The sequence below is a fragment of the uncultured Intestinimonas sp. genome (genome assembly GCF_944387245.1).
In the GTDB taxonomy this organism is placed as follows: Bacteria; Bacillota; Clostridia; order Oscillospirales; family Oscillospiraceae; genus Intestinimonas.
Genome location: NZ_CALXEE010000014.1, coordinates 1 through 25,713, shown reverse-complemented (window position 1 = coordinate 25,713; position 25,713 = coordinate 1). Strand labels below are relative to the sequence as shown.

At 57.4% G+C, this 25,713-nt stretch carries 28 protein-coding genes and 1 other RNA gene; 2 read left to right on the top strand and 27 right to left on the bottom strand.

From position 1 onward, the window contains the following. Position 1: 1 nt before the first annotated feature. The 3 genes from Q0K15_RS03595 to murD are packed head-to-tail and all read right to left on the bottom strand — an operon-like array spanning position 2 to position 3,487. A complete protein-coding gene (locus tag Q0K15_RS03595) occupies positions 2–1,024 on the bottom strand; it encodes a M42 family metallopeptidase (protein ID WP_294512263.1) in 1,023 nt (340 codons plus the stop codon). After that, positions 1,018–2,058, bottom strand: a complete 1,041-nt coding sequence (locus Q0K15_RS03590) for a M42 family peptidase (protein ID WP_294512260.1) — start codon at positions 2,056–2,058, stop codon at positions 1,018–1,020. Before Q0K15_RS03590 ends, Q0K15_RS03595 begins: the two co-directional genes overlap by 7 nt. 46 nt (positions 2,059–2,104) lie before the next feature. After that, a complete protein-coding gene (gene murD / locus Q0K15_RS03585) occupies positions 2,105–3,487 on the bottom strand; it encodes a UDP-N-acetylmuramoyl-L-alanine--D-glutamate ligase (RefSeq protein ID WP_294512257.1) in 1,383 nt (460 codons plus the stop codon). A 182-nt stretch (positions 3,488–3,669) separates the two neighbouring features. Here murD and rnpB point away from each other — a divergent pair. Both rnpB and Q0K15_RS03575 read left to right on the top strand, forming a co-directional pair. Next, an RNA gene (gene rnpB / locus Q0K15_RS03580) (RNase P RNA component class A) lies at positions 3,670–4,028 on the top strand. Between the two features lie 110 nt (positions 4,029–4,138). Then, complete coding sequence (locus Q0K15_RS03575; RefSeq protein ID WP_294512252.1) at positions 4,139–4,780, top strand: MerR family transcriptional regulator; 642 nt, start codon at positions 4,139–4,141, stop codon at positions 4,778–4,780. A 44-nt stretch (positions 4,781–4,824) separates the two neighbouring features. On the opposite strand, the gene Q0K15_RS03570 is transcribed toward Q0K15_RS03575, so the two are convergent. The 24 genes from Q0K15_RS03570 to Q0K15_RS03450 form a co-directional block, all read right to left on the bottom strand. After that, positions 4,825–5,553: a YebC/PmpR family DNA-binding transcriptional regulator gene (locus tag Q0K15_RS03570; protein ID WP_294512249.1), complete on the bottom strand. Its 729-nt coding sequence runs from the start codon at positions 5,551–5,553 to the stop codon at positions 4,825–4,827. A 71-nt stretch (positions 5,554–5,624) separates the two neighbouring features. Then, on the bottom strand, positions 5,625–6,425 hold the full coding sequence (locus tag Q0K15_RS03565; RefSeq protein ID WP_294512246.1) for a Nif3-like dinuclear metal center hexameric protein: 801 nt from the start codon (positions 6,423–6,425) through the stop codon (positions 5,625–5,627). Then, complete coding sequence (locus Q0K15_RS03560; protein ID WP_294512242.1) at positions 6,413–7,126, bottom strand: class I SAM-dependent methyltransferase; 714 nt, start codon at positions 7,124–7,126, stop codon at positions 6,413–6,415. The genes Q0K15_RS03565 and Q0K15_RS03560 overlap by 13 nt, the downstream gene beginning before the upstream one ends. Before the next feature lie 75 nt (positions 7,127–7,201). After that, positions 7,202–7,408, bottom strand: a complete 207-nt coding sequence (locus Q0K15_RS03555) for a DUF1858 domain-containing protein (protein ID WP_294512239.1) — start codon at positions 7,406–7,408, stop codon at positions 7,202–7,204. A gap of 143 nt (positions 7,409–7,551) precedes the next feature. Beyond that, complete coding sequence (locus Q0K15_RS03550; RefSeq protein ID WP_204741194.1) at positions 7,552–7,836, bottom strand: zinc-ribbon domain containing protein; 285 nt, start codon at positions 7,834–7,836, stop codon at positions 7,552–7,554. 73 nt (positions 7,837–7,909) lie between these two features. Then, complete coding sequence (locus Q0K15_RS03545) at positions 7,910–8,545, bottom strand: sigma-70 family RNA polymerase sigma factor (protein ID WP_294512234.1); 636 nt, start codon at positions 8,543–8,545, stop codon at positions 7,910–7,912. Between the two features lie 83 nt (positions 8,546–8,628). Continuing rightward, the gene (gene glmM, locus Q0K15_RS03540) at positions 8,629–9,984 is read right to left on the bottom strand and encodes a phosphoglucosamine mutase (RefSeq protein WP_294512231.1); all 1,356 of its coding nucleotides are present in this window, start codon (positions 9,982–9,984) and stop codon (positions 8,629–8,631) included. Positions 9,985–9,990: 6 nt separating this feature from the next. Then, positions 9,991–10,368 (bottom strand): SdpI family protein, encoded by a 378-nt coding sequence (locus Q0K15_RS03535; protein ID WP_294512228.1) that lies wholly within the window; start codon positions 10,366–10,368, stop codon positions 9,991–9,993. Between the two features lie 12 nt (positions 10,369–10,380). Continuing rightward, the gene (gene ruvB / locus Q0K15_RS03530) at positions 10,381–11,439 is read right to left on the bottom strand and encodes a Holliday junction branch migration DNA helicase RuvB (protein WP_294512224.1); all 1,059 of its coding nucleotides are present in this window, start codon (positions 11,437–11,439) and stop codon (positions 10,381–10,383) included. A gap of 12 nt (positions 11,440–11,451) precedes the next feature. Next, positions 11,452–11,802, bottom strand: coding sequence for a VOC family protein (locus Q0K15_RS03525; protein WP_294512221.1), 351 nt, complete (start codon positions 11,800–11,802; stop codon positions 11,452–11,454). A 9-nt stretch (positions 11,803–11,811) separates the two neighbouring features. Further along, on the bottom strand, positions 11,812–12,153 hold the full coding sequence (locus tag Q0K15_RS03520; protein ID WP_294512218.1) for a DUF6054 family protein: 342 nt from the start codon (positions 12,151–12,153) through the stop codon (positions 11,812–11,814). A gap of 16 nt (positions 12,154–12,169) precedes the next feature. Beyond that, positions 12,170–12,775 carry a Holliday junction branch migration protein RuvA gene (gene ruvA, locus Q0K15_RS03515; RefSeq protein ID WP_294512215.1) on the bottom strand — a complete coding sequence of 202 codons (606 nt, stop codon included), beginning with the start codon at positions 12,773–12,775 and terminating at the stop codon, positions 12,170–12,172. Between the two features lie 25 nt (positions 12,776–12,800). Beyond that, complete coding sequence (gene ruvC, locus Q0K15_RS03510; RefSeq protein WP_294512212.1) at positions 12,801–13,337, bottom strand: crossover junction endodeoxyribonuclease RuvC; 537 nt, start codon at positions 13,335–13,337, stop codon at positions 12,801–12,803. 156 nt (positions 13,338–13,493) lie between these two features. After that, entirely contained in the window at positions 13,494–14,378 is an 885-nt protein-coding gene (gene xerD / locus Q0K15_RS03505; RefSeq protein WP_294512209.1) for a site-specific tyrosine recombinase XerD, read from the bottom strand. 31 nt (positions 14,379–14,409) lie between these two features. Further along, positions 14,410–15,036, bottom strand: coding sequence for a hypothetical protein (locus tag Q0K15_RS03500; RefSeq protein ID WP_294512206.1), 627 nt, complete (start codon positions 15,034–15,036; stop codon positions 14,410–14,412). A 50-nt stretch (positions 15,037–15,086) separates the two neighbouring features. After that, positions 15,087–15,896 (bottom strand): pyrroline-5-carboxylate reductase, encoded by an 810-nt coding sequence (proC, locus tag Q0K15_RS03495; RefSeq protein ID WP_294512203.1) that lies wholly within the window; start codon positions 15,894–15,896, stop codon positions 15,087–15,089. Positions 15,897–16,300: 404 nt separating this feature from the next. Next, positions 16,301–16,720 carry a TIGR04086 family membrane protein gene (locus tag Q0K15_RS03490; RefSeq protein WP_294512201.1) on the bottom strand — a complete coding sequence of 140 codons (420 nt, stop codon included), beginning with the start codon at positions 16,718–16,720 and terminating at the stop codon, positions 16,301–16,303. A gap of 72 nt (positions 16,721–16,792) precedes the next feature. Next, the gene (yajC, locus tag Q0K15_RS03485) at positions 16,793–17,065 is read right to left on the bottom strand and encodes a preprotein translocase subunit YajC (protein ID WP_294512304.1); all 273 of its coding nucleotides are present in this window, start codon (positions 17,063–17,065) and stop codon (positions 16,793–16,795) included. Between the two features lie 116 nt (positions 17,066–17,181). After that, a complete protein-coding gene (tgt, locus tag Q0K15_RS03480) occupies positions 17,182–18,315 on the bottom strand; it encodes a tRNA guanosine(34) transglycosylase Tgt (protein WP_294512198.1) in 1,134 nt (377 codons plus the stop codon). Positions 18,316–18,459: 144 nt separating this feature from the next. Continuing rightward, complete coding sequence (locus tag Q0K15_RS03475; protein ID WP_294512196.1) at positions 18,460–18,930, bottom strand: GNAT family N-acetyltransferase; 471 nt, start codon at positions 18,928–18,930, stop codon at positions 18,460–18,462. A gap of 219 nt (positions 18,931–19,149) precedes the next feature. Continuing rightward, entirely contained in the window at positions 19,150–20,439 is a 1,290-nt protein-coding gene (gene guaA / locus Q0K15_RS03470; RefSeq protein WP_294512193.1) for a glutamine-hydrolyzing GMP synthase, read from the bottom strand. 88 nt (positions 20,440–20,527) lie between these two features. Then, the gene (locus Q0K15_RS03465) at positions 20,528–22,681 is read right to left on the bottom strand and encodes a UvrD-helicase domain-containing protein (RefSeq protein WP_294512189.1); all 2,154 of its coding nucleotides are present in this window, start codon (positions 22,679–22,681) and stop codon (positions 20,528–20,530) included. Positions 22,682–22,865: 184 nt separating this feature from the next. Next, on the bottom strand, positions 22,866–24,845 hold the full coding sequence (locus Q0K15_RS11090) for an MATE family efflux transporter (protein ID WP_365933110.1): 1,980 nt from the start codon (positions 24,843–24,845) through the stop codon (positions 22,866–22,868). Continuing rightward, positions 24,842–25,450 carry a TetR/AcrR family transcriptional regulator gene (locus Q0K15_RS03450; protein ID WP_294512186.1) on the bottom strand — a complete coding sequence of 203 codons (609 nt, stop codon included), beginning with the start codon at positions 25,448–25,450 and terminating at the stop codon, positions 24,842–24,844. The genes Q0K15_RS11090 and Q0K15_RS03450 overlap by 4 nt, the downstream gene beginning before the upstream one ends. Between the last annotated feature and the right edge of the window lie 263 nt (positions 25,451–25,713).

Sequence of the window (25,713 nt, the reverse complement as noted above, 5' to 3'; positions counted from 1 at the left end):
ATCACGAGGCCGACAGGGCTTCGATAAAGTGTTTGACCAGCGTATGCACGTAGTTGAAATCCTGGCAACAGATCACGCTGGACGGAGCGTGCAGGTACCGGACCGGGGTGGATACTGCCGCCACCCGGACGCCCTCCTTGGTGCGCTGGATGGCCGAGGAGTCGTTACCACCTGAGAGGTAGTTCTTGGTCTGCCAAGGGATGCCATGGTTTTCCGCCAGCTCCCGCAGCTGCTCAAAGAGAGCACGGTCGTAGATGGTGCCGTTGTCCATAAAGGAGAGCACAGGGCCCTTACCCAGGATGGCCACCCGACGGTGTTCGTCGGTGCCCGGGAGATCGGCCGCTGTGGTGCCCTCCAGCACCAGAGCGATCTCCGGCGTGACGGAAAAGGCAGCGCCGAAGGCGCCCCGGGTGCCCACCTCCTCCTGAACGGAGAAGACGAAGGTACAGTCCATGGGCAGCTCCTCCTCAATGAGCTTGAGCATGACGGCACAGCCAACACGGTCATCCAGGGCTTTGGCCTTGAGCATGCCGGAGCCGAACTCCACGGCGTCGCTCTCAAAGGCCGCCAGATCACCCAGAGCCGTTACACGCTCGGCGTCGGCCCGGTCCTTGGCGCCGATGTCGATATACAGGTCCTCAAAGTCGGGGACCCTCTTCTCCTCTTCGGCGCTGACCAGGTGGTAGGCCTTGAGGCCGATGGCCCCAGGGATGCGTCCCCGGCCCACGCTCACCCGCTTGCCGATGACCACCCGGGGATCGATTCCGCCCACAGGGGCAAATTTCAGATAGCCGTCCTCGGTGATGTCATTGACGATGAAGCCCACCTCATCCATATGGGCGGTGAGCATGAGCTTGTTCCCCGTGCGCTTCTCCCCCTGTTTGAAGACGATGAGATTGCCCAGAGCGTCCACCCGCATGGAGGCGGCATGGGGCCGGCACCGCTCCATCAGGTAGTCACGCACCTCGTCCTCACCGCTGGAGACGCCGTTGAGGAGGCAGAGTTCCTTGACCAGATTCAGCACAGTTCCTTCGCCTCCTTGCCCAGGTTTTCCGCAAAGGCGGCCAGCAGGGCCGCCGAGGATTCGATGTCCGCCAAGTCCAGCACCTCGATGGGGCTGTGCATATACTTCAAGGGCAGGGAGACCACCGAGGTGGCGATCCCCTCCCGGACGATCTGCATGTGCCAGCCGTTGGTGCCGGTGTGGCCCTCCATAATCTCCAGGTCATAGGGAATACCCAGCTCTTTGGCTTTGGCCACCATGCGCTCGGTCATCCATCGCGTCATGTTGGGGCCGACGCCGATCTGAGGCCCGCCGCCGGTGCCGCTGCGCCGCCCCTTGGGGTTGTCCGGCGTCTTGGCATGGGTCACATCCACCGCCACGCAGCAGTCCGGGTGAAGGCTGTAGGTTCCCACCTTGGCGCCGGCACCGCCCACCTCCTCACGGGTGCTGCCCATGATGTAAAGATCTACATCCAGAGTTTTGTCCCGGAGGAGCTCCGCCGTCCGCAGCAGAATGGTAAAGCAGGAGCGGTCGTCCATGGATTTGCCGCAGACCTTGCCGTTCATGAGGTCAAAGCAGCTGCCCCGGAAGACCATGGGGGTGCCGATGGGCACCCGGCACTGGGCCTCCTCCTGGCTCATGCCGATGTCCACCCGGAGCTCGTCGATGGGGATGGACTTCTTCTTGTCCTCCGCCTTGAGCACGTGGGGCGGCAGACAGGCCACCACGCCCAAAATGGGGGTATCGGCCAGCACAGTCAGCTCCCGGTCGGGCAGCATCCGGGGGTCCACCCCACCGATGGTGCGAAAACGGAGGAAGCCTTCCTCAATTCCGGTGACGATGAGACCAATCTCATCCAGATGGGCGTCCAGCAGCAGCCGGGGCGCACCGGGGCGGCCGCACAGCCGCACACCCACAGCGTTGCCGAAGCGATCCACGTTGGCCTCGTCCAGAAAGGGCCGCATCAGGTCGGCGGCCTGCATGGCCACCATGCGCTCAAAGCCAGAGGGCCCGGCCATGGCGCTCAGGCGGCCCAAAACTTCTCTTGTGTCCAAATATTCCACTCCTTTCCGCGGAAAACCGCGTTCTGCCCCGAGGGACTTAAAGTTCATAAATAATCTTTTTAAAAGCCTCACCCCGCTGGGCAAAATTCTTAAAGTGATCGAAAGAGGCACAGGCCGGCGAGAGGATGACCACATCCCCCGGTTGGGCCATGCTGTGGGCGGCCAGGACGGCGGCGTTGAAGTCCTCGTACTTGGAGATAGGCGGCTCACCGTGATAGGCCGGACAGCTCCGGATGGCGTCTGCAATCCGGTCCGCCGTATCTCCGGTGAGGATGAGGTACTTCACATGCTCCACCACCTCAGGGCCAAGTACGTCGAAGGGGATGTGCTTGTCGTAGCCGCCGGCAATGAGGATGACCTTCTCCTTAAAGGAGCGCAGGCCGGCAATGGTACGGGAGGGGCTGGAGGCGATGGAGTCATTGTAGTAGCGCACGCCGTTGAGGGTGCGTACCAGCTCGATGCGGTGCTCCACACCGGCGAATTTGGAGGCGAAATTCCGGATCACCTGGTCGGGCACCAGCCCGTCCACGGCGGCAATGGCCGCCATGTAGTTTTCTACGTTGTGATCGCCAGGCAGCAGGATGTCCTCCAGAGGAAGCACCAGCCGGGACCCCTCCGGAGACACCACCCAGATGGCGTTGTCCCTCAGGCAGACGCCCTCGCTGAGGGCCTGCCGGCGGCTGAAGAATACCGCACGGCCCGGTGCGGACTCCACAAAATTCCGGGTGATTTCATTGTCAAAGTTGAAGACGGCCCTTCCCTGTGGGGACTGATGGGTAAAGATATTTTCCTTTGCAGTGATATACTCCTCCATGGACTTATGGACGTCCAGGTGGTTGGGCGCCAGGTTGGTGACCACGGCGATGTCGGGGCTCCGGTCCATGGTCATGAGCTGGAAGGAGGAGAGCTCCAGTACGGCGTAGTCGTCGGGCTCCATGCCGTCCACGTCGGCCAGCAGGGGCTTTCCGATGTTGCCGCCCACAAAGGTGTGATAGCCCGCTTCCCGGAGCAGGCTGGCGATGATAGTGGTGGTGGTTGTCTTGCCGTCACTGCCAGTGACGGCGATGGTGTGGCAGGGGCAGACCTGGAAAAACACCTCCATCTCGGAGGTGATGACGCTGCCCTTGGCCTGCGCCAGCAGCAGCTCCGGCACATCGGGCCGCATACCGGGGGTGCGGAAGATCACGTCATGGTCCAGCCCCTTCAGATAGTCGGGACCCAGCCGCAGCTCGGCGCCCAGGCTCTCCAGCTCCTCGGTGAGCCCGCCGAAGTTCTCCCGGCGGTTGCGGTCGCAGGCAGTGACCTTGATCCCCGCCCGCAGGAGCATCTTAATCAGCGGCGTATTGGACACGCCAATGCCGATAACGGCGACGGATTTTCCCTTGAGTCCCGCCAAATATTCTTGAATGGTGGTCGGCATAGCCATTTCCCCTTTCGGTTCTCCAGTCAGGTGCGGCAGCAGGCAGGACCAGCGCCTCTGCTGCCCGCATGCGTGACGGGCCGCAGGCACCGCACGCAAAGTCAATTTATATTATAGATGATAAATGTGAATATTTCAATCGAATTGACATCGGCCGACAGATGAGATATAATAACCATCTGCAAGTAAGCTGGACAGCCGCGTGGGCAGTGCCGAAAGGCCGTCCATGAGGAAAGTCCGGGCTCCGTAGGGCAAGGATAACGGATAACATCCGCCGGGGGCGACCCTAGGAAAAGTGCAACAGAGAGATACCGCCTTGTGGGCCTTGCGCCGACGAGGTAAGGGTGGAAAGGCGAGGTAAGAGCTCACCCGATGGCTGGAGACTGCCCATCGCTGTAAACTCTATCCGGAGCAACACCGTGGAGGGACATATGGCTGGCCCGGCCGTCCCGTGGAGGTGGCTGGAACGCGCTGGCAACGGCGCGTCTAGATAGATGGCTGTCTTAAAGGACAGAACCCGGCTTACAGGCTTGCTTGCAATATGAGAGTCCGGAGCACAGCGCTTCGGACTCTCTTTTTGATTTTTTCAGAAATAAGCTTGACACTTTCCTTACGTCAGATGGTACACTGCTCTCAAAGGAGGCGTCGTCCATGAAGATGAAAGAGGTGTGTGCGGCCACCGGACTGACGGAACGGGCGGTGCGGTTCTATGTACAGGAACAGCTGGTGACCCCGCAGGCCCAGCGGCGGGGCGGCTGTACCTGGCTGGATTTTTCCGAGGCGGATGTGCAGCGCCTCCGGGCTGTCGGGACCCTGCGGAAGGCAGGCTTTACCATCAATGAGATCCGCTCCATGGGGCAAGACTTTCAAAAGAACGCCCCCGGCGCCTCTTTCGCCCTGCGGTGCCGGCTCCAAGAGGCCATCGATACCTATGAAAGGTTGAGACACATCGACACGGCTCAGGCAAACGACTTGGAGAGTTATGCCTCTCTTCTGGAATGTGAGGTAAATGGTCAGCCGATTCCGGACTCCGACCGTCCCTACCATATAGATTTGGGCGTCTGGCACGACCGGGTGGAATGGCTGCTCATGCTGGGAGCGGTCTGGCTATTCTGGCGTCTTTACAACGGCGCAGTGGATCTGTTGTCCGACCGTTTTACGCTGTTGTCTATCGCGTTCTGGAATCCACTGGTTTACTTCCTGCTCTTTGTCATCCTCCCCCTGCCCATTGCGTTGGTCCTGGGCAGCAGAGCGGGAAAATGGCTGTGCCGCCACTTTGAATATGTGCCATAAGAAGAAAAGAGCCTGCCAAATCGGCAGGCTCTTTTGGTGTTTGTTCAGTCCTGATCCCAGTTGTGCCAGACGTTCTGGACATCGTCGTTCTCCTCCAGGAGGTCAATGAGCTTTTCCATGTTCTTGATGTCTTCCTCATTTTCCAGCTTGACATAGTTCTGAGGGACCATCTCCACGGCGGCCTGCAGGAAGGTGTAGCCCTTCTCCTCCAGAGCGGCCAGAACAGTGCCGAAGGCGTCAGGGTCGGTGTAGATCTCAAAGGTCTCCTCTTCCACCTGCATGTCGTCGGCGCCGGCGTCCAGGGCATCCATCATGACCGTATCCTCGTCCAGGTCTTCCTTCTCGATGACAATGACCCCTTTGCGGTCAAAGGACCAGGACACACAACCGGTGGCACCCAGGCCCTTGCCGTACTTGTCCAGCAGGTGACGGACCTCGGGAGCGGTGCGGTTGCGATTGTCAGTGAGGGCATCCACGATAACAGCTACGCCGGAGGGACCGTAGCCCTCGTACACCACGTTCTCGTAGCTGTCGGTGTTGCCGGAGCCCAGAGCCTTTTCGATGGTGCGCTTGATGTTGTCGTTGGGCATATTGGCCGCCTTGGCCTTAGCGACGACGGTGGCCAGACGGGAGTTGTTGTTGGGGTCGCCGCTGCCGCCCTGCTTCACCGCCACGATCATCTCGCGGGCGATCTTGGTAAATATCTGAGACCGCTTCGCGTCGGCGGCGCCCTTGGTCTTCTGAATATTATGCCACTTGGAATGTCCTGACATTGGATTCGTCCCCTTCTAAATTCTCAAAAATGCTAAAATATTGTACCACAAAGGCAATTATTGTGCAAGTCCTAGCAGTAAGAAAATACCTCTCTGTGCCGTTTGGTAAGGGTGATTTCCACCTCCGGGAAGGCCTTGCGGAGGGCATCGGCCAGGATGGGACAGATCACATTCTCGGTGGGATAGTGTCCGGCGTCGATGAGGTTGAGGCCCATATCCCGGGCATCCAGGAACTGATTATATTTCACATCAGAAGTAACGAAGGTATCGCACCCCAAGGCCAAGGCCAGGTGGCCCATGTCACCGCAGGCGCCGCCTCCCACCGCCACCCGCTGCACCGGACGGCCAGCGTCCACATACCGTACGCCGTTGGCCCCCAGCGCCTGCTTCACAAAAGCGGCATACTCCGCCGTGGAGGCAGGGGCGTCAGCGGCCACGCTGCCCGCCCGACCGATGCCGATGGGGCGGCCTTGCCGGTCGGTGCCGGAGGGCTCCAGCACCACGGTATCGCTGAGACCCAGCCGGGCGGCCAGAGCGTCGTTGACACCACCCACAGCGGCATCCAGATTGGTGTGAGCACAGATGGCGGCTATGCCCCTCTCCGTCAGGGCCAATAGGGTCCGCCCCACCGGGTCCTGGTCAGTGATGGATCTGGCGGGATGGAAAATCACCGGGTGGTGGGAGACGATGAGCTCGGCACCCAGAGTGCCGGCCTCCTCCGCCACCTCCTCGGTGATGTCCAGAGAAACCAGCAGGCGATTGACCTGTCGGTCACTCCGGCCCACCAGGAAACCGGCGTTGTCAAAATCCATCTGGGTATCAAAGGCCGCAAGACCATCCAGAAACTCGAATACGTCCTTTACCGCTGCCATCTATCCCATTCCTCCTTCATTTGATTCAGCCCCGTCAGAACTTCTTCCAACAGAGGTAATTTCTCAAGATCATCCAGCCGCGTGGAGTTCCGCAGTCCCTCCACCATGTGCGCCACCCGGCCGGTAAGACGGTCTAAGTAGGATGCGCGCAGCGGCGACTCCATGCCACGGTACTGGCGCCCCGCCCACTCCTCGGCAGGAGTCAACGGGACCATAGCGCCGGGGATGGCGGTAATGACCACATAGATGGTCCTCCCCTCACCCACCAGTACCTCTTGGGTGATACGGAATCCACTGCGCCACAGCCAGCTCCGCAGCTCCTCCACTGAGGTCATGGGCTGGAGAAGAAAGGTGTGGCCTGGCGATGCTACCCAGGGACAGGCTGACAAGATAGCGGCGATGGTCTCACCGCCCATACCGGCGATGGCGCACACATCCACTTCCTCACCCCGGATGGGAGCAAGCCCATCCCCCAGACGGAAGGATAGCCGCTCCGTCAGGGCGTGGCGGCGGGCGGTCTCTCTGGCCTGTTCCAGTGGCCCTTCCCGCAAATCACTGGCGATTGCGTTTTGGATGATCCCCTGCTCCAGCAGCCACACCGGCAGCCGGGCGTGATCGGTGCCAATATCGGCAAAGCGGGCGCCCTCCGGTACCTGTTTGGCCAGGGCAAGCAGTCTGGGTGTCAGTTCAATGGGACGCACCCTCTTCTCCCCTTTCTAAATCGATTTTACGCATAGAAAAACGGAGCGGCAGCGGCCGCTCCGTTTTGTGCTGCATCAGTTGGCGGCAGGGACCAGCGCGTTGATCTTCTCCAGCAGAGCGTCAACATCCACGCCATGGACCATGCAAGCCTGCTCCACGGTCTCACCGCGGGAAGAGGGGCAGCCCAGGCAGTGCATTCCGATGGACAGGAACACGGGAGCGGTCTCCGGAGCAATGTCCAGAATGTCGCCGATGATGGTATCCTTGGTGATGGTAGCCATAGAAATAAACCTCCAAAAAGCTAGGATTTGGGTATGCTTTAGTATACCCCATTATTCCGCATTTTTCAATAGGAAATGTACGATTTCCCGTAAAAGAAAAAAGAGACGCCGCGAGGGCGTCTCTTTTTCAAGCCGTATGAAATTTAGCGGCCCTGCTCCTCCCGCATACGGGCGAAGCACTCGCTGCAGTAAACAGGACGATCGGACTTGGGCTCGAAGGGAACCTTCGCCTCGCCGCCGCAGGCAGCGCAGGTAGCGGTGAAGTACTCGCGGGGGCCACGGGCAGCGGCCTTGCGGGCATCACGGCAGGCCTTGCAGCGCTGGGGCTCGTTCTGGAAACCACGCTCAGCGTAGAACTCCTGCTCACCGGCGGTGAACACGAACTCCTGGCCGCATTCCTTGCATACAAGTGTCTTGTCTTCGTACATGATCTTTTCCCTCTCTTTGACTGTTTGCCCAGGTCCGGAATAAACCGATCGTGCTGGGACTGATATATTGCGTTCAGCCTTCGCTGAAATCGCCGGAAGAAATGTGTCGTGCCACCTTGCGCCGGATGCGCTGCACGGCGTTGTCCACCGCTTTCGGGGACCGTTCCACCTGAACGGCGATCTCCGCATAGGAATAACCGCGGAGAAAGAGCGTCAGGATCTTTGCCTCCAAACCGGATAGCTGTCCCTTGAGCGTCCCAAGACGCTCCCGGCGTTCCTCCCTGCTGATGTACATATCCTCAGGGTTTTGCAGAGGTGACCGGGATGCGGTGAATGGATAACGGTCGGTGTTCCCATCAAGAAGAGGGGTTTCGTAAGAGACATAGTGGTTGAGTGGATCGTGCTTATCTCTGGCTGCCGCCCGGATGGCGGAGAGAATCCGATTTCGGATACAGGTCTCGGCATAGGTCCGAAAGGTACTCCCCTTTCCAGGGAGAAACTCCCGGATAGCACTCAGCAGACCCAGCATTCCCTCCTGAATCAAATCCTCGCTGTCACCGCCCGCCAGGAAATAGGGGCGAGCACAAATTCGCACCAAACGGTTGTAGCGCATCACAAGAATTTCCTCCGCGACGCGGTCACCCGAAACGGCTTGCAGACATAAGGTCTCATCCGGAAGTGCATTTTGGTCGGTATCTGCTGATTTCATTCCAAGACTCCTTGCCTATTATAGGGCGAAAGCACCCCAAATGTCAAGTATTTATGCAGATTATTTTAGCGGTTTCCATAAAATCAGAGGGTTTTTATGAGATTTGCCAGTCTGTCGGCACAGGCCTGAGCGGTCGCCTCGGTTTCGGCCTCTACCATAACCCGGACCAGCGCCTCAGTACCGGAGGGGCGCACCAGGATGCGGCCGTTGCCGGCCAGGCCCTTCTCCTCCGACCCAATGGCCGACTTCAGCGCAGAGGAGGCCATGATGGCCTGCTTCTGGGCGTTGTCAGCCACAGCCACATTGACCAGCACCTGGGGGTACTGGCGACAGTCGGCCACCAGCTCGGAGGCCTTGCGTCCTGAGACCTTGAGGATACGCAGGAACTGGAGGGCTGTGAGCTGGCCATCGCCGGTGGTGGCGTATTTGAGGAAGATAGTGTGGCCGGATTGCTCTCCGCCCAGGACAAAACCGTCTTTGAGCATCCGCTCCAGCACGTTTCGGTCGCCCACGTCGGTGCAGACTGCCTGCATGCCGTTCTCCGCCAGGAAACGGTGGAGCCCGATATTGGACATAACGGTGGCCACGATGGTGTTCCCAGGCAGCGCTCCCTGCTCCTTAAGATAACGGCCGCATGCGGCCATGATCTGGTCTCCGTCGATGGGCACCCCCTCTTCACTGACGGCCAGGAAGCGGTCGGCGTCGCCGTCAAAGGCCAGGCCCAAGTCGTAGTTGCCCGCCTTTACCATAGCGGCCAGGCCCTCCAAATGTGTGGAGCCACAGTTGGTGTTAATGTTCACGCCGTCAGGGTCGGCATTGATGATGTCGCAGTGGAGACCGTCAAAACGGTCAAAGAGGCTGGGCGCAGTGGCAGAGGAGGCGCCGTTGGCGCAGTCCACCAGGATGCGCAGGCCGGAAAAGCCGTCCGGGACGGTGGACACCAGATGGTTGATGTAGTCGTTCCGGGCGCTCTCGTCGGCATAGATCACCCGACCGATGCCGTCGTGGGTTTTTAAGGAGATCTGCTCCACGTCGCCGGAGAGAATCAGATCCTCGATCTGGCCCTCCAGCTCGTCGGAGAGCTTGAAGCCCTGGCCGTTGAAGATCTTGATGCCGTTGTGCTCAAAGGGGTTGTGAGAGGCCGAGATGACCACGCCGGCGTCGGCCTTCCGGTCCACCGTTACCCATGCCACGGCAGGTGTGGGGATGACACCCAGATGGAGTACGTCAGCGCCGGCGGAGCACAGGCCGGCGGTGAGAGCGCCCTCCAACAAATCGGAGGAGATGCGGGTGTCCTTTCCAATGGCCACCAGAGGCTTGCGCCCCTCCTCTCCCCGGAGGACCTGGGCCGTGGCCAGGCCCACCTTATATGCCAGCGTGGCGTCCAGTCCGGCGTTGACCACGCCGCGGATGCCGTCGGTCCCAAACAATTTACCCATATGTGATTACCTCTTTCTTCCGAAATCGTCAAAATGCCGCTTGAGTGCCCGCTCTACGGGAAAAATACTGCATACTAGAACCGCCGTCTGTATCAGTGCGACAGCGGCACACCAGAGACCCACCGTACCGGCCTCTCTGCCCAGCACCGGTACCATAGCGATAATGCTCAACGGCAGCAGGATCAGTCCCAGCCGGAACCACAGTCTGCCGCAGGTACGGTGGGCAAAATCCCAGGTGGCTTGGTTTTTCATGGACCGAGCGGTACGGTAGCCGTAAAAGTTGTTGATACTTTTGGGCGGCCTGGTCAGAAAACGCTGCCCCAGAAGGAGCAGCACGGCTGGGATCAGTAGGTCCATGCAAAGGCAAAACAGCCAGAACAGCATAGACAGCGTACCTCAAAAGGTCAATTGGTCCATACCCATCCCGCCGGGGATGGACAGCCCCAGGTGCTCATAGGCTCTCCGGGTGACACAGCGCCCCCGCGGAGTCCGGGTGAGGAAGCCCATCTGCATGAGGTAGGGCTCATACACGTCCTCGAGGGTGACGGCCTCCTCGTTGATGGTGGCGGCCAGGGTCTCCAGGCCTACCGGACCACCGCCGTAGTGCTCGATGATGCTGCGGAGCATCCTCCGGTCGATGGCGTCCAGGCCCAGGTGGTCCACCTCCAGGGCGGTGAGCGCCTCGTCGGCCACTTTACGGGTGATGACGCCGCCCGCCTTCACCTGGGCAAAGTCCCGGACTCGCCGCAGCATCCGGTTGGCGATACGGGGCGTGCCCCGGCTGCGCTTGGCGATCTCCATGGCGCCGTCCGCCTCGATGGGCACCTCCAGGATACCCGCCGACCGGGTGACGATGCGGGTGAGCTCCTCCGGAGTGTAAAGCTCCAGACGCAAGGTGACTCCGAACCGGTCCCGAAGAGGCGCAGAGAGCTGTCCCGCCCGTGTGGTGGCGCCGATGAGAGTAAATTTGGGCAGATCCAGCCGGATGGAGTTGGCGGACGGCCCCTTGCCGATGATGATGTCGATGGCGAAGTCTTCCATGGCGGGGTACAGGATCTCCTCCACCGAGCGATTGAGCCGGTGGATCTCATCCACAAAAAGGATATCGTTCTCCGCCAGGTTGGTAAGAAGGGCGGCCAGGTCGCCGGGTTTCTCGATGGCGGGACCGGAGGTGATGCGGATGTTGACCCCCATCTCGTTGGCGATGATGCCGCTGAGGGTGGTCTTGCCCAGGCCCGGCGGGCCGTGGAGCAGCACATGGTCCAATGGCTCATTGCGCATCTTGGCCGCCTGGATAAAGACCTCCAGATTGTCCTTGGCCTTCTCTTGACCGATGTACTCCCGCAAAGTCTTGGGGCGCAGGGACCCCTCATTTTCGTCGTCCCGGGTGAGGGACGTGGTCACCAGCGGTGCTTCCGTCTCAAACCCACCGCTGTCAGAAAAATCAATGCTCAAAGTTTCACATCCTCATTCAAACGGGGCAGTCAGCTCAATGTGATTGCCCTCGCTGTCCTCACATTCCGATACCCACATGGGTCCGATCTGCCGCAGTGGGAAAACCATCTTCTTTCCAGACAGCTTCCGTTCCAACTGTGCCAGGGTCTCAAACTCAATGCTGGGCAGACAATTTGAGCCATACGCGTGGAACTCTCCCTGGGTCTTGTAGGCAAAAAGCCCCAGCCGGAATCCGCCGATGTCGAACACGCTGTACACCGGGTCTCTTAGTGTCGCCTGCTGCTCCAAAAGTGCCTCATAAAAATTAATGGCACGGCTCATATCCTCTACACAGAGATACAGAGAACGCAACTTACAGGTCATAAGTTGAGACTAACCCTCCCACTGGTCCAGCAACTCCGCCACACAGTCCAGAAAAGCGCCTTCTCCCAGAGTGTTGATCTTGAAGAGAACCGCCTGACTGCCGCCGGAGGTAATGGCGGACAGGAAGAGGCGTCCGCCGTCCTCCACCAAAGTAAGATTCAGACTTACTCGGTTGCCGCCCATCACGCTGTACCGCTCATAGACTCGAACCGCACAGCGCAGGCCGTCGGAGCGACAATAATCGCTGCCGTCCTCGTAGCTGGCCGAGGCGCTGCCGTTGAGGATACCTCTATGGAGGTAGTCCAGTAGCTCGTCAAAATCGCCGGTGAGATGCCGTTCCAGTTTGGCCACAAAGGCTCCCCCTTCCCTATCCCTTCACCATCTTCTTGAGGGCCTGTTTGATGATCTCCTCCAGACTTAGAGCGTCCAAATCTATGCCCTTGAGGGCCACGCCGATCTCCGCTGTGGAGTAGCCCAGCACTGCCAGAGCTGCGGCGGCCTCGGAGGACTTATTCTCGGGTATGACGGTGACGCCGGTGCCGCCGTAGCTCTCCCCACCAGGGGCGATCTGCCCCTTGGCCAGCTTATCCTTCAGCTCCAGGATGACCCGCTGAGCGATTTTCTTCCCGATGCCGGGGGCCACGGTGAGGGCCTTCTCGTCTCCGGTGATGATGCTCATGGCCAGGGTCTCGGGTGTGCTGGAGGAGAGAATAGACAAGGCCGCCTTAGGCCCCACACCGGATACTCCGATGAGGAGTTGGAAGCAGTTGAGCTCGTTTTCCGAAAAGAAGCCGTAGAGCTCCATGGCGTCCTCCCGGACATTCAAGTAGGTGTAGAGCTTGGCCTTCTCACCCTTCTTCAGCCGGGCGAGGGTGTTGTTGGTGGTGCGGCAGGCGTAGCCCACCCCCCCGCAGTCAATGACAGCCAGATAGGGGGCCATATGGGCTACGGTTCCGTTGACATAGTAAAACATGGTGTTACCGCCTTATATGTAGGTTCTAGTCTCTTCTGCGCACGGCATACCGTCCGCTACCCGGGGTGGCCGGGTCCAGGGCGGCCAGCCGGGAGGTGGCGGACCGGGCGTGGCAGAGGGCGATGGCCACCGCGTCGGCAGCGTCATCCGGCTTTGGGACAGCCTGTAGTCCCAACAGGCGCTTGGTCATCTCCATAACCTGCCGCTTCTCCGCCTTACCATAACCCGCCACCGCCTGCTTGACCTGGGAGGGCGAATATTCAAAGATGGGGACGCCGGCCCGCTCTGCTGCCGTCAGAATGACGCCCCGGGCCTGGGCTACGCCGATGCCTGTTGTTACGTTATTGTTGAAAAAAAGCTCTTCCACCGCCATGGCCTGCGGCCGGAAAGCGGATAGGAGCTGGGCCATATCGTCCTCGATCTGGAGCAGCCGGGCTGGCAGAGGCTGCCCCGCCGGCGTGGTGATGGCGCCGCAGCGCACCAGCCGCTGGCGCCCGCGTTCCGATTCCAGAATCCCGAAACCGACAATGGCAAAGCCGGGATCGATGCCTAAAATGATCATGGTATCCTCCAAAGGTTGTACATATTTTATTGTACCACGGCGGGTGGATCGGTGCAACCAGGAAAACTGCCCCCGGCAAGACAGAGCGCCCGGACAAATGTCCGGGCGCTCTGTCTTTTAGAAGGAAAGGATCCCTGAGCATCCTCATGTTCTATATTATGCGCGGGGGTGGGCCTTGATATACACGTCCTTCAATTTTTGATTTACTAGTTGGGCATAAATCTGGGTAGAAGAGATGTCGGCATGTCCCAACATCTCCTGGATGGAGCGCAGGTCTGCCCCATTTTCCAGCAGGTGGGCGGCGAAAGAGTGACGCAGAGTGTGGGGGGTGATCTCCTTCTGGATACCGGCCTTCTCCTGGTAATGCTTGATAATCTTCCAAAAGCCCTGCCGGGACATGCGCTTTCCGGTCATATTCACAAAAAGGGCCGGCTCGTCAGCGGACTCCAGGAGCTGGGGGCGCACGTTTTTCAGATACTCGGAAAGCGCTCGGATGGCGGCGGCATACAGAGGGATGATTCGTTCCTTGCTTCTCCCCTTCCCGGCACAGCGAAGAAACCCACCGGACAGGTTCAGATCATCCACATTGAGGTCGATGAGTTCGCTCACCCGGATGCCGGTGGCATAAAGAAGCTCCAGCATGGCATGGTCACGACAGCCCTTGGGATCGTTTCGCTCCGGCTGCTCCAGAAAGAGCTCCACCTCTTTGCTGGTCAGGATCTGAGGCAGCTTTCGCTCCACCCTGGCCGGCGCCACGCCCCGGGCCGGATTGGAGGCCGCCTCCCCTGCCCGGATCAGGTAACCATAGAAGGACTTGAGCGACGCCGCTGCCCTGGTCACGGTGGACACGGACTTTCCCCGGCTGGTGAGGTAGCGAACATACTCCTCCACATCCGGCTGGTTCACGTGGGTGAGCGTGAGTCCCTCCTGGGCACAGTATTCCGCGAACTGCCGCACGTCCCTCAGATAGGAGCTCAGAGTGTTTTCGGAGGCCTTTTTTTCTGTCCTGAGATAGGCCTCATAGCCATTGATCTCATCCATCCGATCTCCTACCTTCTCTCAAAATGTAAAATCAAAAGAGCTCTGCCACGGAGGCCAATAAGGCCGGCACCGCCCAGCATTCCAATGCGGCGGAGAGCGCCAGGGCAGCGGCACACAGCCCGCTGCGCACCCAAAAAATCCGCCCCGGTAAGGACGGTGGACTCTTTCCGCCCACCAGAATCCGTCCGGCCAATTCCATGGCAGAGAGCAATCCCTGAACGCCCAGCAGAAACAGTGCGGGCATAGAAATGAGTCCTGTAAAACCGAACGCAAAAAAGGCCAAAATGGCACCGGCGCCGCCAAAGATACGCACAAAAGAAGACACCGCAAAGGAGAGAAGAAACCCGCGCACCGCGAAAATAGCCGGTATTCCCACCGCACCCAGGGCGGTAAAGCTGAGCAACAAGGTGAGCAGCGGCCAGCGGACTGCCTCCCAAATGGCGGCCGCCGGTTCCGGCGGGGTGGCATTTCCGGTCTTGGCCGCTGCCAGGTAAGCCTGCAGATAGGCGCTCAGACTCTCCTGCCCTTCTCCTCCTACCTGCGCTGCCAGGAAAAGCCCCACCAGTGCCCCGATAGCAAACGCCACAGACAATACTGACAGAGCCGGTGTGATCCCGCCCGGCGGCATATCCCAAAACCCGACGATTCGCTTTCTCAATGCCCTCACCCCTTAGAGAGCATATGAGACAAGCGTATCAAATAGGAGGGTTATTTTCCGAGCTCTTTTGAGCGCCGGGTACAGCGGTCCATGGCATCCAGCATCAGACCGTCGAAATCCCGTTCCTCAAAAGCAGAGAGAGAGGCCAGCGTGGTCCCACCAGGGGAGCACACCTGGCGGCACAGCTCTTCCGGAGTCTTTCCGGACTCCAGGAGCAGCCGGGCAGACCCCTCCATGGTTTTCGCTGTGAGCGTCAGGGCTGTCTGGGCATCGATGCCCACGGAGACCGCCCGACGGACCATCACGTCGGCCATACGGAAGAACCAGGCCGGTGAAGAGCCGTTGACGTTGATGATGTCATCCATCTGCTCCTCTTTGATGACCGCCACAGCACCAGCGGCGGAAAAGAGGCTCAGGACCGACTGGAACATCTCGGCCGGCACATCCTCTGCCCGGGCTACCGCTGTGGCACCCACACCCACCATCAAGGGGGTATTTGGCATGGCACGAACCACCAAAGCACCGGGCAGAGCCCTTCGCAGTGCGTCAGAAGAGATGCCAGCGGCAATAGAGACCACACACTTTCCGGCGGTGAGACCGGCCAGCTCCGGCAAGACATCCGGGAACATCTGCGGCTTCACGCCCAGAACGATGAGATCGGCCTGCGCGGCCACCTGTGCATTGTCCGTGGTAGTGCAGACCCCTTCAGCAGCAAAGGGCTCCAGCTTTTCTGCATGCCGGTTGGAGAGCCATACCTGATTCGGCATCACAAGCCCCTGCCCCAAAACGCCACGCAGGATAGCGCCGTTCATATTCCCGGCGCCAATGAAGCCCAACACCTTATTTTCAAATCCGGCCATGTCGTTGGCCTCCTCATTGTTATTATTGTTTCTAAAAAATGCCTGACAAAGGGACCGTCACCCGGTCCCTTCGACAGACATTACTATAAACTCCATCGCATCACATTGCAATGACTTGACAGGATATTTTTTCATTTTTGTTAATTATGACAACACGTTATGTAAAACATATTATGTAAACAAATGGATGGTGGGTAACGTAGATGCCCTTCCTTGCCTTCAGATAACGCTATATATAGATTAATTACGTCTATTTATATCTATATATAGCGTTTACATCTGGTATATCTTCGAAACGGGCTATGTTCTATACAAAGTGTAATCACAGTTCCCACTCAAACAATAGACCCCCACACAAGGGTTGACACTCCGTCCAATTGTGTCATCCTCCACTCTTCCCTGCTTCACCTTCTGCGTCGCTTCTTTTTCGGACCGGCGCACAGGAGACCAGCGGCGGCTCCGCCGCACAGACAGCCGGACAGAAGTCCCAGCCCCCCCTGATCTATGGATACTGTGTCGGCAAAGAACAGCAGCCCCCCCGCGAGGAGTAAAAGAAAAAAGGCACCGCCTGCGGCCAGCCCGGACAGAAGCGCCCGGCTGCCGCAGCGTTTTACCGTCAGGACACCGCCGGAAAACCCGCCCAGCACACAGGCGACGATAGCCAGCTTATCCATGGAGGTCTCCCCCAGCCAGCCTTTGGATATGCCGATCGAACAGAGCAGAAGAACTGCTAAACACACTGCCAGGGACAATAGACCGCCAAGCAGTACGGCAGTCATGACCTGGAGCCATCTGACGCCCTGCTCCTCCCCTGCTTTGCGCATAAAAACACCCTCCTCGCATTGCTTCTGATGAAGACTATGCGGAGAGGGTGCTTGTCATGCTATGGAGTTAACTCACTTGGTGGTCTCAATGGTCTGTGCGCCCTTGGTAGAGATAGCCCACTTGGCGAACTCCACCCGGACCCGGTCGGCGCTGGTCTCAATAACGATGCTCTCTTCCTTGACCGCGCAAATGGTACCGATGATGCCGCCGATGGTGGTGACCTCATCTCCGATGGTCAGCTCACTGCGCATCTTTGCCAGCTCTTTTTTCTTCTTGTTCTCAGGCCGGATCAGCAAGAAATAGAAGATGGCCAGCATGACCACCAGCATACCGATCGTAGACATCCATTCCAAAAGACATTACCTCCAAATGATTGATTCCTGCTTCGTTTCAGGCTATGCTTGGACAGCTTCATATATTATACAGTCAACCGCCGTTTTTGACAAGTCTTTTGTAAAATTTATACTCTCTGTTCCAGTCTGGTGCTATACTCAGCCCGGAAGTCTGCAAAGCAGCCCTGGTCCAGGGCTTCCCGGATACGGCGGGTCAGCTCATTGTAGAACCAAAGGTTATGGAGCACCGCCAAGCGCATGCCCAGCATCTCCCCCGCCACAAAGAGGTGACGCACATAGGACCGGGAGAAAGAGCGGCAGGTGGGACAATTACAGGTTGGATCGATGGGGCGATCATCCAGCTTGTACTTCTCGTTTTTGATGTTGAGGGCACCGTCCCAAGTGAAGAGTTTGGCATGGCGGGCGTTTCTGGCAGGCATGACGCAGTCAAAGAAATCCACACCACGGGCCACGCCCTCGATGATGTTGGAGGGCGTGCCCACGCCCATGAGATACCGGGGCTTGTCCGCCGGCATATAGGGCTCCACCGCCTCAATGATGTCGTACATGGTCTGAGTAGGCTCACCCACTGCCAGGCCGCCGATGGCATAGCCGTCGCAGTCCAGCTTGGCGATCTCCTTCATGTGCCAGATCCGCAGGTCGGGATAGGTGCCGCCCTGGTTGATACCGAAGAGCATCTGATGAGGATTCACAGTGCCCGGCAGAGCATTGAGCCGGTCGTGCTCAGCCTTGCATCGCTCCAGCCAACGAAGAGTGCGCTCACAGGAGGGTTTTACGTACTCATATGTGGCAGGGTTTTCAATGCACTCATCGAAGGCCATGGCGATGTCAGAGCCCAGATTGGACTGGATGCGCATGGACTCCTCCGGACCCATGAAGATGCGCCGGCCGTCGATGTGGGAGGCGAAGGTGACACCCTCCTCGGTGATCTTCCGCAACCCGGAGAGGGAAAAGACCTGGAAGCCGCCGGAGTCTGTGAGAATGGGACCATCCCAGTCCATAAACTTGTGCAGGCCGCCCATCTGCCGCACTACGTCGTCGCCGGGGCGCAGGTGGAGGTGATAGGTGTTGGAGAGCTCGATCTGGCAGCCGATCTCCTTGAGATCATGGGCAGAGACCGCGCCTTTGATGGCCCCCTGGGTCCCCACGTTCATAAAGACCGGGGTCTGAACCATTCCGCCGTGGGCACAGGAAAACTGGCCACGCCGGGCACGGCCTTCGGTTTTGATGACTTCGAACACGCAAAAACTCCTATTCTTCCGACCGGAACTGGATATCCGGTCCTATTTTCATTGACAACAGATGCCATTATAACAGAATACCACTGTTTTTACAATACATAGAAGGGAGCGGTCCGGTCATACAGGCCGGACCGCTCGACAAATTTAATGATATGGGAGCGCATTTGCCAGGGTTATGCCCAATTCCAGTTCGTCATCATCGCTTCTGCCGGTTTCGGTAAATCCAATTTGGCGATATAGTCTATATGCCACTTCATTTTGGGGATTACAGGTAATTAAAACGGTTTTTGAACTCCCAAAAGGTTTTGAGGCAATGTATTTGAGCACTTCCTGCAATGCACCTTTCCCGTACCCCTTCCCCTGAAAAGTGCGATCCATCATCATGTGCCAAATATTATATACTTCTTCATCATAATCATAGATGACCATTACATATCCAACCATTTTATCTTCTGCATATATGCCAAATGGCACGCATTGGTTGTAATAGACATACGCTTGTGCGAGACTGCGAATCGGACTTGAAACGTACTTCTCTTGTCCCACCGCAAGTTCTAAGTGGAAGCAATCAATGAAATTTGATGCATCGATTTTCTTTAAAGTAATTTTACTCATAGCTATCCTCCATCACTAGGAGGGTTAACTTAGAGCCACCCTCCAACTTGTATAGTTTCGAATATCTTTCATTGTCATAATGAACAACCCCTTTTCAGTTTTAGTATCTATTTATAAACACAGAAAGCCTGTGGAATCATATTTTTCGTTCACCTTATTTATCTAGCAGGCAAAAGCCCGCAAAGCACTATACGTAATGCTTTGCCGGCTTTGATTAACTCACTCCCATTCGATGGTGCCGCAGGGCTTCGGCGTCAGGTCATAGAGGACGCGATTGACCCCTTTGACTTCGGCAGTGATGCGCGCCGTGATCTTCTGGAGGAGCGCAAAGGGCACGTCTTCCACGGTTGCGGTCATAGCGTCCACCGTGTTCACCGCCCGGAGGATCACCGGCCAGTCAAAGGTACGCTTTCCGTCCTTCACACCCACAGACTTGAAGTCGGGGACCACGGTGAAGTACTGCCACACCTTCCCCTCCAGGCCGTTTTTGGCGAACTCCTCCCGCAGGATGGCATCGGATTCCCGGACGGCTTCCAGACGGTCCCGGGTGATGGCGCCCAGGCAGCGGACGCCCAGGCCGGGACCAGGGAAGGGCTGCCGGTAAACCATGCCGTCGGGCAGACCCAGGGCCTTGCCGCAGGCACGGACCTCGTCCTTGAAAAGCATCTTCAGAGGCTCCACCAGTTGGAAGTCCAGATCCTCAGGGAGACCGCCCACATTGTGGTGGGACTTGACCGCCTTCACCGTCTTGGTGCCGGACTCGATGATGTCGGGATAGATGGTGCCCTGACCCAGGAACTCGATGCCGTCCAACTTCCGGGCCTCCTCCTCGAAGACGCGGATAAACTCAGCACCGATGATCTTTCGTTTCTGCTCGGGGTCGGCCACCCCGGCCAGCTTATCCAGGAAACGGTCCACGGCGTCCACGTAGATCAGGTTGGCATCCATCTGATGACGGAAAACCTCCACCACCTGCTCGGGCTCGCCCTTGCGCAGGAGGCCATGGTTCACATGGACGCAGGTGAGCTGCTTGCCGATGGCCTTGATGAGCAGGGCGGCCACCACGGAGGAGTCCACGCCGCCGGAGAGGGCCAGGAGGACCTTTTTGTCCCCCACCTGCTCCCGGATGAGCTCCACCTGGTCAGCAATGAAGTTGTCCATGTTCCAGTTGGCCTGAGCACCGCACAGTCCAAAGACAAAGTTGGAAAGAGCCTCCTTCCGCTCGGCGGGATCTGCGGGCCAGGGCTTGTCCCCTTTGTGGTCAGCCAGGAGCACGGGAACATCATAATTATAGATGTCCTTGGAGACGTCGATCTCGACGCCATCCACCACCCGGTTAGGACCGCCGTTGAGAATAATGCCCTTCACATTGGGGAGAGCCTTGAGCTCTTCCAGAGTAATGTCGTGAGGATGGATCTCGCTGTAAACGCCAAGGGCACGGATCTCTCTGGCCAGACGGGGATTTTCCTCGCTGCCCAGGTCCAGTACAAGGATCATGTCCTGCTTCATTGCAGTACCTCCCATGTTCAATTTTGTTTATCGTACCATATCCAGCTCATACTCTGCAATAGGACGAACGGAAAAGTTTTCTTTTGTCTCAGAGCCGTTCTAACTTCGCTTTAAAGGAGATGCTCCTGGGAGTAGGCAAATCGTCAAACTGGATCACGTGGGCTGACTTTTCCAGATCCACATCCAGCACAGTCCCCATACCAAAGACCGAGTGCCTCACCCGTTGTCCCGGCATCAACGTAGTCTGCTCATCATTTTCAGGCAGATAGCGCTGACTGCTCTCTATGGCAGCCCGTGCCTCCTGAATGAGACGCTCACTGAAATCCCCGGTACGATCCAGCAAATCAGTATCTATGTCCAATAGGAAACGAGAGGGGTACCGTGGGGCTCCATCAAAGTTTCGACCACCAGAGGCAGAGAGGAAAAGGCCTTTTTCGGCCCGGGTCAGGGCAACAAAGGCCAGCCGCCGCTCCTCCTCCATGGCCTGAAGGGTACGCACCTTCCGTGAGGGAAAAATACCCTCGCTCATCCCGCAGAGGAATACGTATGGAAATTCCAGACCTTTGGCGGCATGCACCGTCATCAGCCGGACCCGATCCCTGTGCTCTTCGGTGTCACTGTTAGTCAGGAGCGCCACGTGGGTCAGGTAGTGCTCCAGTGTGGCCTCCTCCCCACAGGTGGTCTCGTACTCGTAGATGGATTGTTTGAGCTCAGCTAAATTGTCCAACCGCTCCTGGCTGCCCTCCGTGCGGAGCATCCGCTCATAGCCACTTTCCTGGAGCACGGCAGTGAGCACTTCGGAAACCGGCCGTTCTTCCGCCTGAACAGAAAGGTTTTCCACCAGGGAGAGAAACTGCCGGCCCTTGGTATTTCGGAAAATATCCTCCTCCACATTGTCCTGGAGTGCCTGGTACAGGGAACAGTCGTGCCGGGCGGCATAGTCCCGGAGGGCGGCCATGCGGCGTTTCCCCAGGTTTCGCTTGGGGACATTGGCCACCCGAAGAAAGGAGAGATCGTCCCGGTAGATCAGTATGCGCAGGTAGGCCAGAGCGTCCTTGATCTCCATGCGCCCATAAAACGGCACCCCGCTGTAGATCATGTAGGGAATCCGGGCATGAAGAAAGGTCTCCTCCACCGAACGTGAGACATAGTGCGCACGATAGAGCACAGCCATCTCCCGCCACTGAACACCCCGCTCGTGAAGATCCAGCATCTGCTGCGCCATCCACTTGGCCTCTCCTTCCTGGGTGTCTGCCAGGTGACAATGGACGGGCTCGCCGGGGGGCAGGGTGGGAATGAGGTCTTTTTCAAGCCGGTACTGGTTCTTGGCAATGAGGGAATTGGCCGCCGCCAGAATCTCCGGCGTGGAGCGATAATTCTCCATCATCAGAATGGTCCGGGTCCCGGGGAAAGCTTTGTCCAACTCCAGGAGGTAACGGATATCGGCGCCTCTCCAGGAGTAGATGGTCTGATCCGGGTCCCCCACTACGAAGAGGTTTTTATGGTATCCGCAGAGGACCTCCATCAGCTGGTACTGGAGCAGGTCGATATCCTGGAACTCGTCGATCATGATGTATTCCAGCCGCTGCTGCCACTTCTCCCTCAGATCCGGGCGCTGTGCAAGGATGTACAGGGTAAATTTGATAAGGTCGTTGTAGTCCAGGCCGAAGCATTTTTTCTCCTGATAGAGATATCCATAGAAAATTATGTCCTCTGCCCGCACCGCGTCCGAGTACTTCTGCCGGAGGCCCTCCAGAGAGAGCGCAATCATCTCCTGGTAATAGTCAGGCTCTTTAAAAAGCTTACGCATTTCGATCATGTCTCTGGCCTTCTGGAAGGTCATGTCCCGCAGGGAGAGCCCCCGCTCCTCATAGATGATTTGGAGCATAGCGTCAATATCCGCGTTGTCCAGAACCAGAAATCGCTTGGGATAGCCCACGGCACTGCTGTCCTCCTGGAGGACGGAGACACAGAAACCGTGGAAGGTATTGATGTAGCCGGTGTCGTTATCTCCGGTAAGAGCGTGGATGCGCTGGCGCATCTCGGCGGCAGACTTGTTGGTGAAGGTGACACAGAGAATATTGCCTGGCAGGATACCCACCTCCTCCACCAAAAAGGCAAAACGGTGGGACAGCGCCCGGGTCTTTCCGGAGCCAGCCCCGGCGATGACCCGGATTACCCCTTCTGTGGAGGTGACTGCCTCTCTCTGGGCATCGTTTAGCCCTGACAGCAGGTCACACATGTTCATCCTCCCCTCCCCTGCCAGACCACTCCAGCAGGGTACATATTTCTTTTATTTTACCCTGTTCATATCTCTGCGGTCAACCATGTGCATAGAGCACGGTGACGAGAAACAGGAAACGGCCGGGAGCCATTCTGGCTCCCGACCGTTTCCCATCGTTTCTTTCTCTCCCAAAGCACAGCTATTAGGAGTGCTGATAGAGCTGTGCGATCATTTCGACGCATCCGTCGATACCGATCTTACCGCTGTCCAGACACAGAGCGTAATTGTCCGCCTGTCCCCAGCAGGTACCGGTATAGAGTTCATAATAAGCTTTGCGCTTTTTGTCCTTATCATGCAGGCGTTGGGCAGGCGACTCCTCACGCTGGCCGTATACCGATACGATGCGCTCAGCACGCTTCTCATCCGACGCATGGATAAAGACTGTCAGGCAGTCGGCGGTATCCCGCAGGATATAGTCGGCACAACGGCCTACGATAACACAGGACTCCTTCTCCGCCAGGTCGGTCACTACTTTTTCCTGTGCCAGCCACATCTTGTCCGAGTCAGACTGACCGTCACGCCCTCTGCCGGCTACGGCGTTCTCATACAGGCTGTCAGACGCAGCGTATTCGCCATGCTTTTCGATGTACTCTTTTGCAAGTCCGCTCTCCGCGGCGATCTTCTCAATGAGTTCGCTGTCGTAGCAAGGAATACCAAGCTTGGCTGCAACCTCCTTGCCGATGGTCCTGCCGCCGCTGCCGAACTCCCGGCTGATGGTAATGACCCGGTTGGAGGTAACCGGCGCGGCAGCAACTTCCGGCGTCACGGCGAGCTCCTTCATGAGGGACTTCTTGAAGCGGCTGTACAGGCCCATAGCGATCAGGCAGGACAGTGTATCGGTGATCGCCTGTACCCACATCAGGCCGCTGACACCGAAGAAATGGTCGAGAACGATGCAGAGAACGGAGAAGATGACCCCCAGTCGCAGCACCGCCAGCAGCAGCGATGTCTTCCACTTGCCCACAGCCTGGAAGATAGAGTTATACATGTTGAACAGGCTCATGCCGATCACACACCAGGACCACCGGCGCATGAACGCACCGCCTACGGCGATGGTCTCCTCATGGTCAATAAATAGCCGAACGATGGTGTCCGGAATTAGCTGCACAATGGCGAGGAACACAATGGAGAAAATGAACAGGATGATGAAGGAGAGACGACACACCGCATGGACCCGCTTGTGGTCCTTAGCGCCATAGCTGTATCCAATCAGGGGCATAACACCCTGGGCGATGCCGATACTGATGTGAAGCGCGATGGTTCCGCACTTAGACGTCACGCCGTAGGCTGCGGAAAGAATGTTGCCATTCTCATGCTTCAGCAGCAGGCCGTTCAAAAGCGAGATGGAAACAGAGACCAGAAGTACCGAAATAGCGGCGGGGAATCCAACCGACAGCGTCCCCCAGGCCACCTTCTTCTCCAGTAAGAAGTATTTCGGCGAAAGGGTAAGAACGGTCGACTTTCTCATCTTTGCAAGCACAACGAAGAAATACACCATAGAGATAGCGTTGGAAAGCATGGTGGCGACAGCTGCACCGGCCACATCCATGTGGAAGACAAAAATAAAGATGGGGTCAAGGATGATATTCATGACGCCGCCAATGGTCAGACCGATACCGGCCTCCTTCGTCTTTCCCACCGCACGGACCAGATGCCCCAGAACCAGCCCCGCTACCGTCGGGATCCCGCCAATGACAAAGACCCAGAACAGATAGTCCGTGGTAAAGCCCAGGGTAAATTCATCTGCGCCGAAGAACAGCAGAACCGGCTGCATAAAGATTGCCAGCAGGACAGACAGTACCAAAGTCACGGCGAGTCCCGCCCAGAAGGAGAATGAGGATGCCTTCTTTGCGGTCAGCTCATCGTTTTGACCCATGCTTCTGGCGATGATGCTGTTGGCGCCGATGCCGAAGAGATTGGCCACAGCAGTCAGGAGCGTATAGATGGGAAACGTGATGGAAAGGGCTGCGATCTGGTTGGGATCACCGATCTGGCCGATAAAGAAGGTGTCTGCCAGACTATAAAGGATGACGATGATCTGACTGACGACCGTGGGAACAGCAAGCTTGGCCACGGCCTTCCCAACCGGCATGGTTGTAAACAGTTCGTTGTTCTTTGTCATTGTCCACTCTCTCCCAATCTCATTTCTGTATCCTTTTCGATCTCCGCATGCAATCCATCCAGGAAACACTGCACTGCAATCTCACGGCTTTTCCGCAGATCGATAGATCGATAATAGTAGAAATACCCCAGTTCCTCCTCGGAGATGAACCCGTGTAAAATGGCACGGAAGACACGCTGCCAGTGGGCGATGGTCTCCTCTAACAGCCCATAATCCGACAAGATCTCAACGACAGTTTCCAAGAGCGGAATTGCCAGTTCCTTCGCTCGGTCGTCATCCTCTGACGGAATGGACATGATAAGCCGATACAATCCCTTATTTTCTACCGCAAAAGTGTGGTATGCCTCTGCAAAGGCCTTTACCGCATCATCCTTTCGTTTGTCCAATGTGGCCGCCTTTTGATTCACTACAAATTTTTCGATGGCGTGCCGAAAGACCTCATATTGCAACTCTTTTGTATTTTTAATGTGGTTATATAAGGACGGTGTTTTCACCCCCAGCCTTCTGGCCAGTTCATGGAGTGACACACCTGGTTGCCCGGTACTCTCGATACAGGCAATGGCCTCCGCCACAATCAGCTCTTTTGATAGGCCCTTGGTACCCATAGTATAGACCCTCCTTTAAAACTAACGGCATTAGTCATTCTAAAACTAATACTATTAGTTTGTCAACAGAATAAATGCCAGGGAAATCAAAACCTCCTTTTTCACCATACGCTGTAAGGTGAATGAGCATAATCGTGGTAATTTTGATAAAAAATCCCCTATAGATCTTTGTCCCAAAGATCTATAGGGGATTGGATGACAGAGTGCTGCCAAGATATAAAATCAGCGGAGGGCACATTAAAACTTTGCCGGAATAGAGAATA

Coding starts and splice junctions, on each gene's coding strand:
- murD (WP_294512257.1), bottom strand. CDS start 3,487: ATGCCGACCACCATTCAAGAATATTTGGCGGGACTCAAGGGAAAATCC.
- Q0K15_RS03575 (WP_294512252.1), top strand. CDS start 4,139: ATGAAGATGAAAGAGGTGTGTGCGGCCACCGGACTGACGGAACGGGCG.
- Q0K15_RS03570 (WP_294512249.1), bottom strand. CDS start 5,553: ATGTCAGGACATTCCAAGTGGCATAATATTCAGAAGACCAAGGGCGCC.
- Q0K15_RS03565 (WP_294512246.1), bottom strand. CDS start 6,425: ATGGCAGCGGTAAAGGACGTATTCGAGTTTCTGGATGGTCTTGCGGCC.
- Q0K15_RS03555 (WP_294512239.1), bottom strand. CDS start 7,408: ATGGCTACCATCACCAAGGATACCATCATCGGCGACATTCTGGACATT.
- Q0K15_RS03550 (WP_204741194.1), bottom strand. CDS start 7,836: ATGTACGAAGACAAGACACTTGTATGCAAGGAATGCGGCCAGGAGTTC.
- Q0K15_RS03545 (WP_294512234.1), bottom strand. CDS start 8,545: ATGAAATCAGCAGATACCGACCAAAATGCACTTCCGGATGAGACCTTA.
- glmM (WP_294512231.1), bottom strand. CDS start 9,984: ATGGGTAAATTGTTTGGGACCGACGGCATCCGCGGCGTGGTCAACGCC.
- Q0K15_RS03535 (WP_294512228.1), bottom strand. CDS start 10,368: ATGCTGTTCTGGCTGTTTTGCCTTTGCATGGACCTACTGATCCCAGCC.
- Q0K15_RS03525 (WP_294512221.1), bottom strand. CDS start 11,802: ATGACCTGTAAGTTGCGTTCTCTGTATCTCTGTGTAGAGGATATGAGC.
- ruvA (WP_294512215.1), bottom strand. CDS start 12,775: ATGTTTTACTATGTCAACGGAACCGTAGCCCATATGGCCCCCTATCTG.
- ruvC (WP_294512212.1), bottom strand. CDS start 13,337: ATGATCATTTTAGGCATCGATCCCGGCTTTGCCATTGTCGGTTTCGGG.
- xerD (WP_294512209.1), bottom strand. CDS start 14,378: ATGGATGAGATCAATGGCTATGAGGCCTATCTCAGGACAGAAAAAAAG.
- proC (WP_294512203.1), bottom strand. CDS start 15,896: ATGGCCGGATTTGAAAATAAGGTGTTGGGCTTCATTGGCGCCGGGAAT.
- Q0K15_RS03490 (WP_294512201.1), bottom strand. CDS start 16,720: ATGCGCAAAGCAGGGGAGGAGCAGGGCGTCAGATGGCTCCAGGTCATG.
- yajC (WP_294512304.1), bottom strand. CDS start 17,065: ATGTCTACGATCGGTATGCTGGTGGTCATGCTGGCCATCTTCTATTTC.
- Q0K15_RS03475 (WP_294512196.1), bottom strand. CDS start 18,930: ATGAGTAAAATTACTTTAAAGAAAATCGATGCATCAAATTTCATTGAT.
- guaA (WP_294512193.1), bottom strand. CDS start 20,439: ATGAAGCAGGACATGATCCTTGTACTGGACCTGGGCAGCGAGGAAAAT.
- Q0K15_RS03465 (WP_294512189.1), bottom strand. CDS start 22,681: ATGTGTGACCTGCTGTCAGGGCTAAACGATGCCCAGAGAGAGGCAGTC.
- Q0K15_RS11090 (WP_365933110.1), bottom strand. CDS start 24,845: ATGACAAAGAACAACGAACTGTTTACAACCATGCCGGTTGGGAAGGCC.
- Q0K15_RS03450 (WP_294512186.1), bottom strand. CDS start 25,450: ATGGGTACCAAGGGCCTATCAAAAGAGCTGATTGTGGCGGAGGCCATT.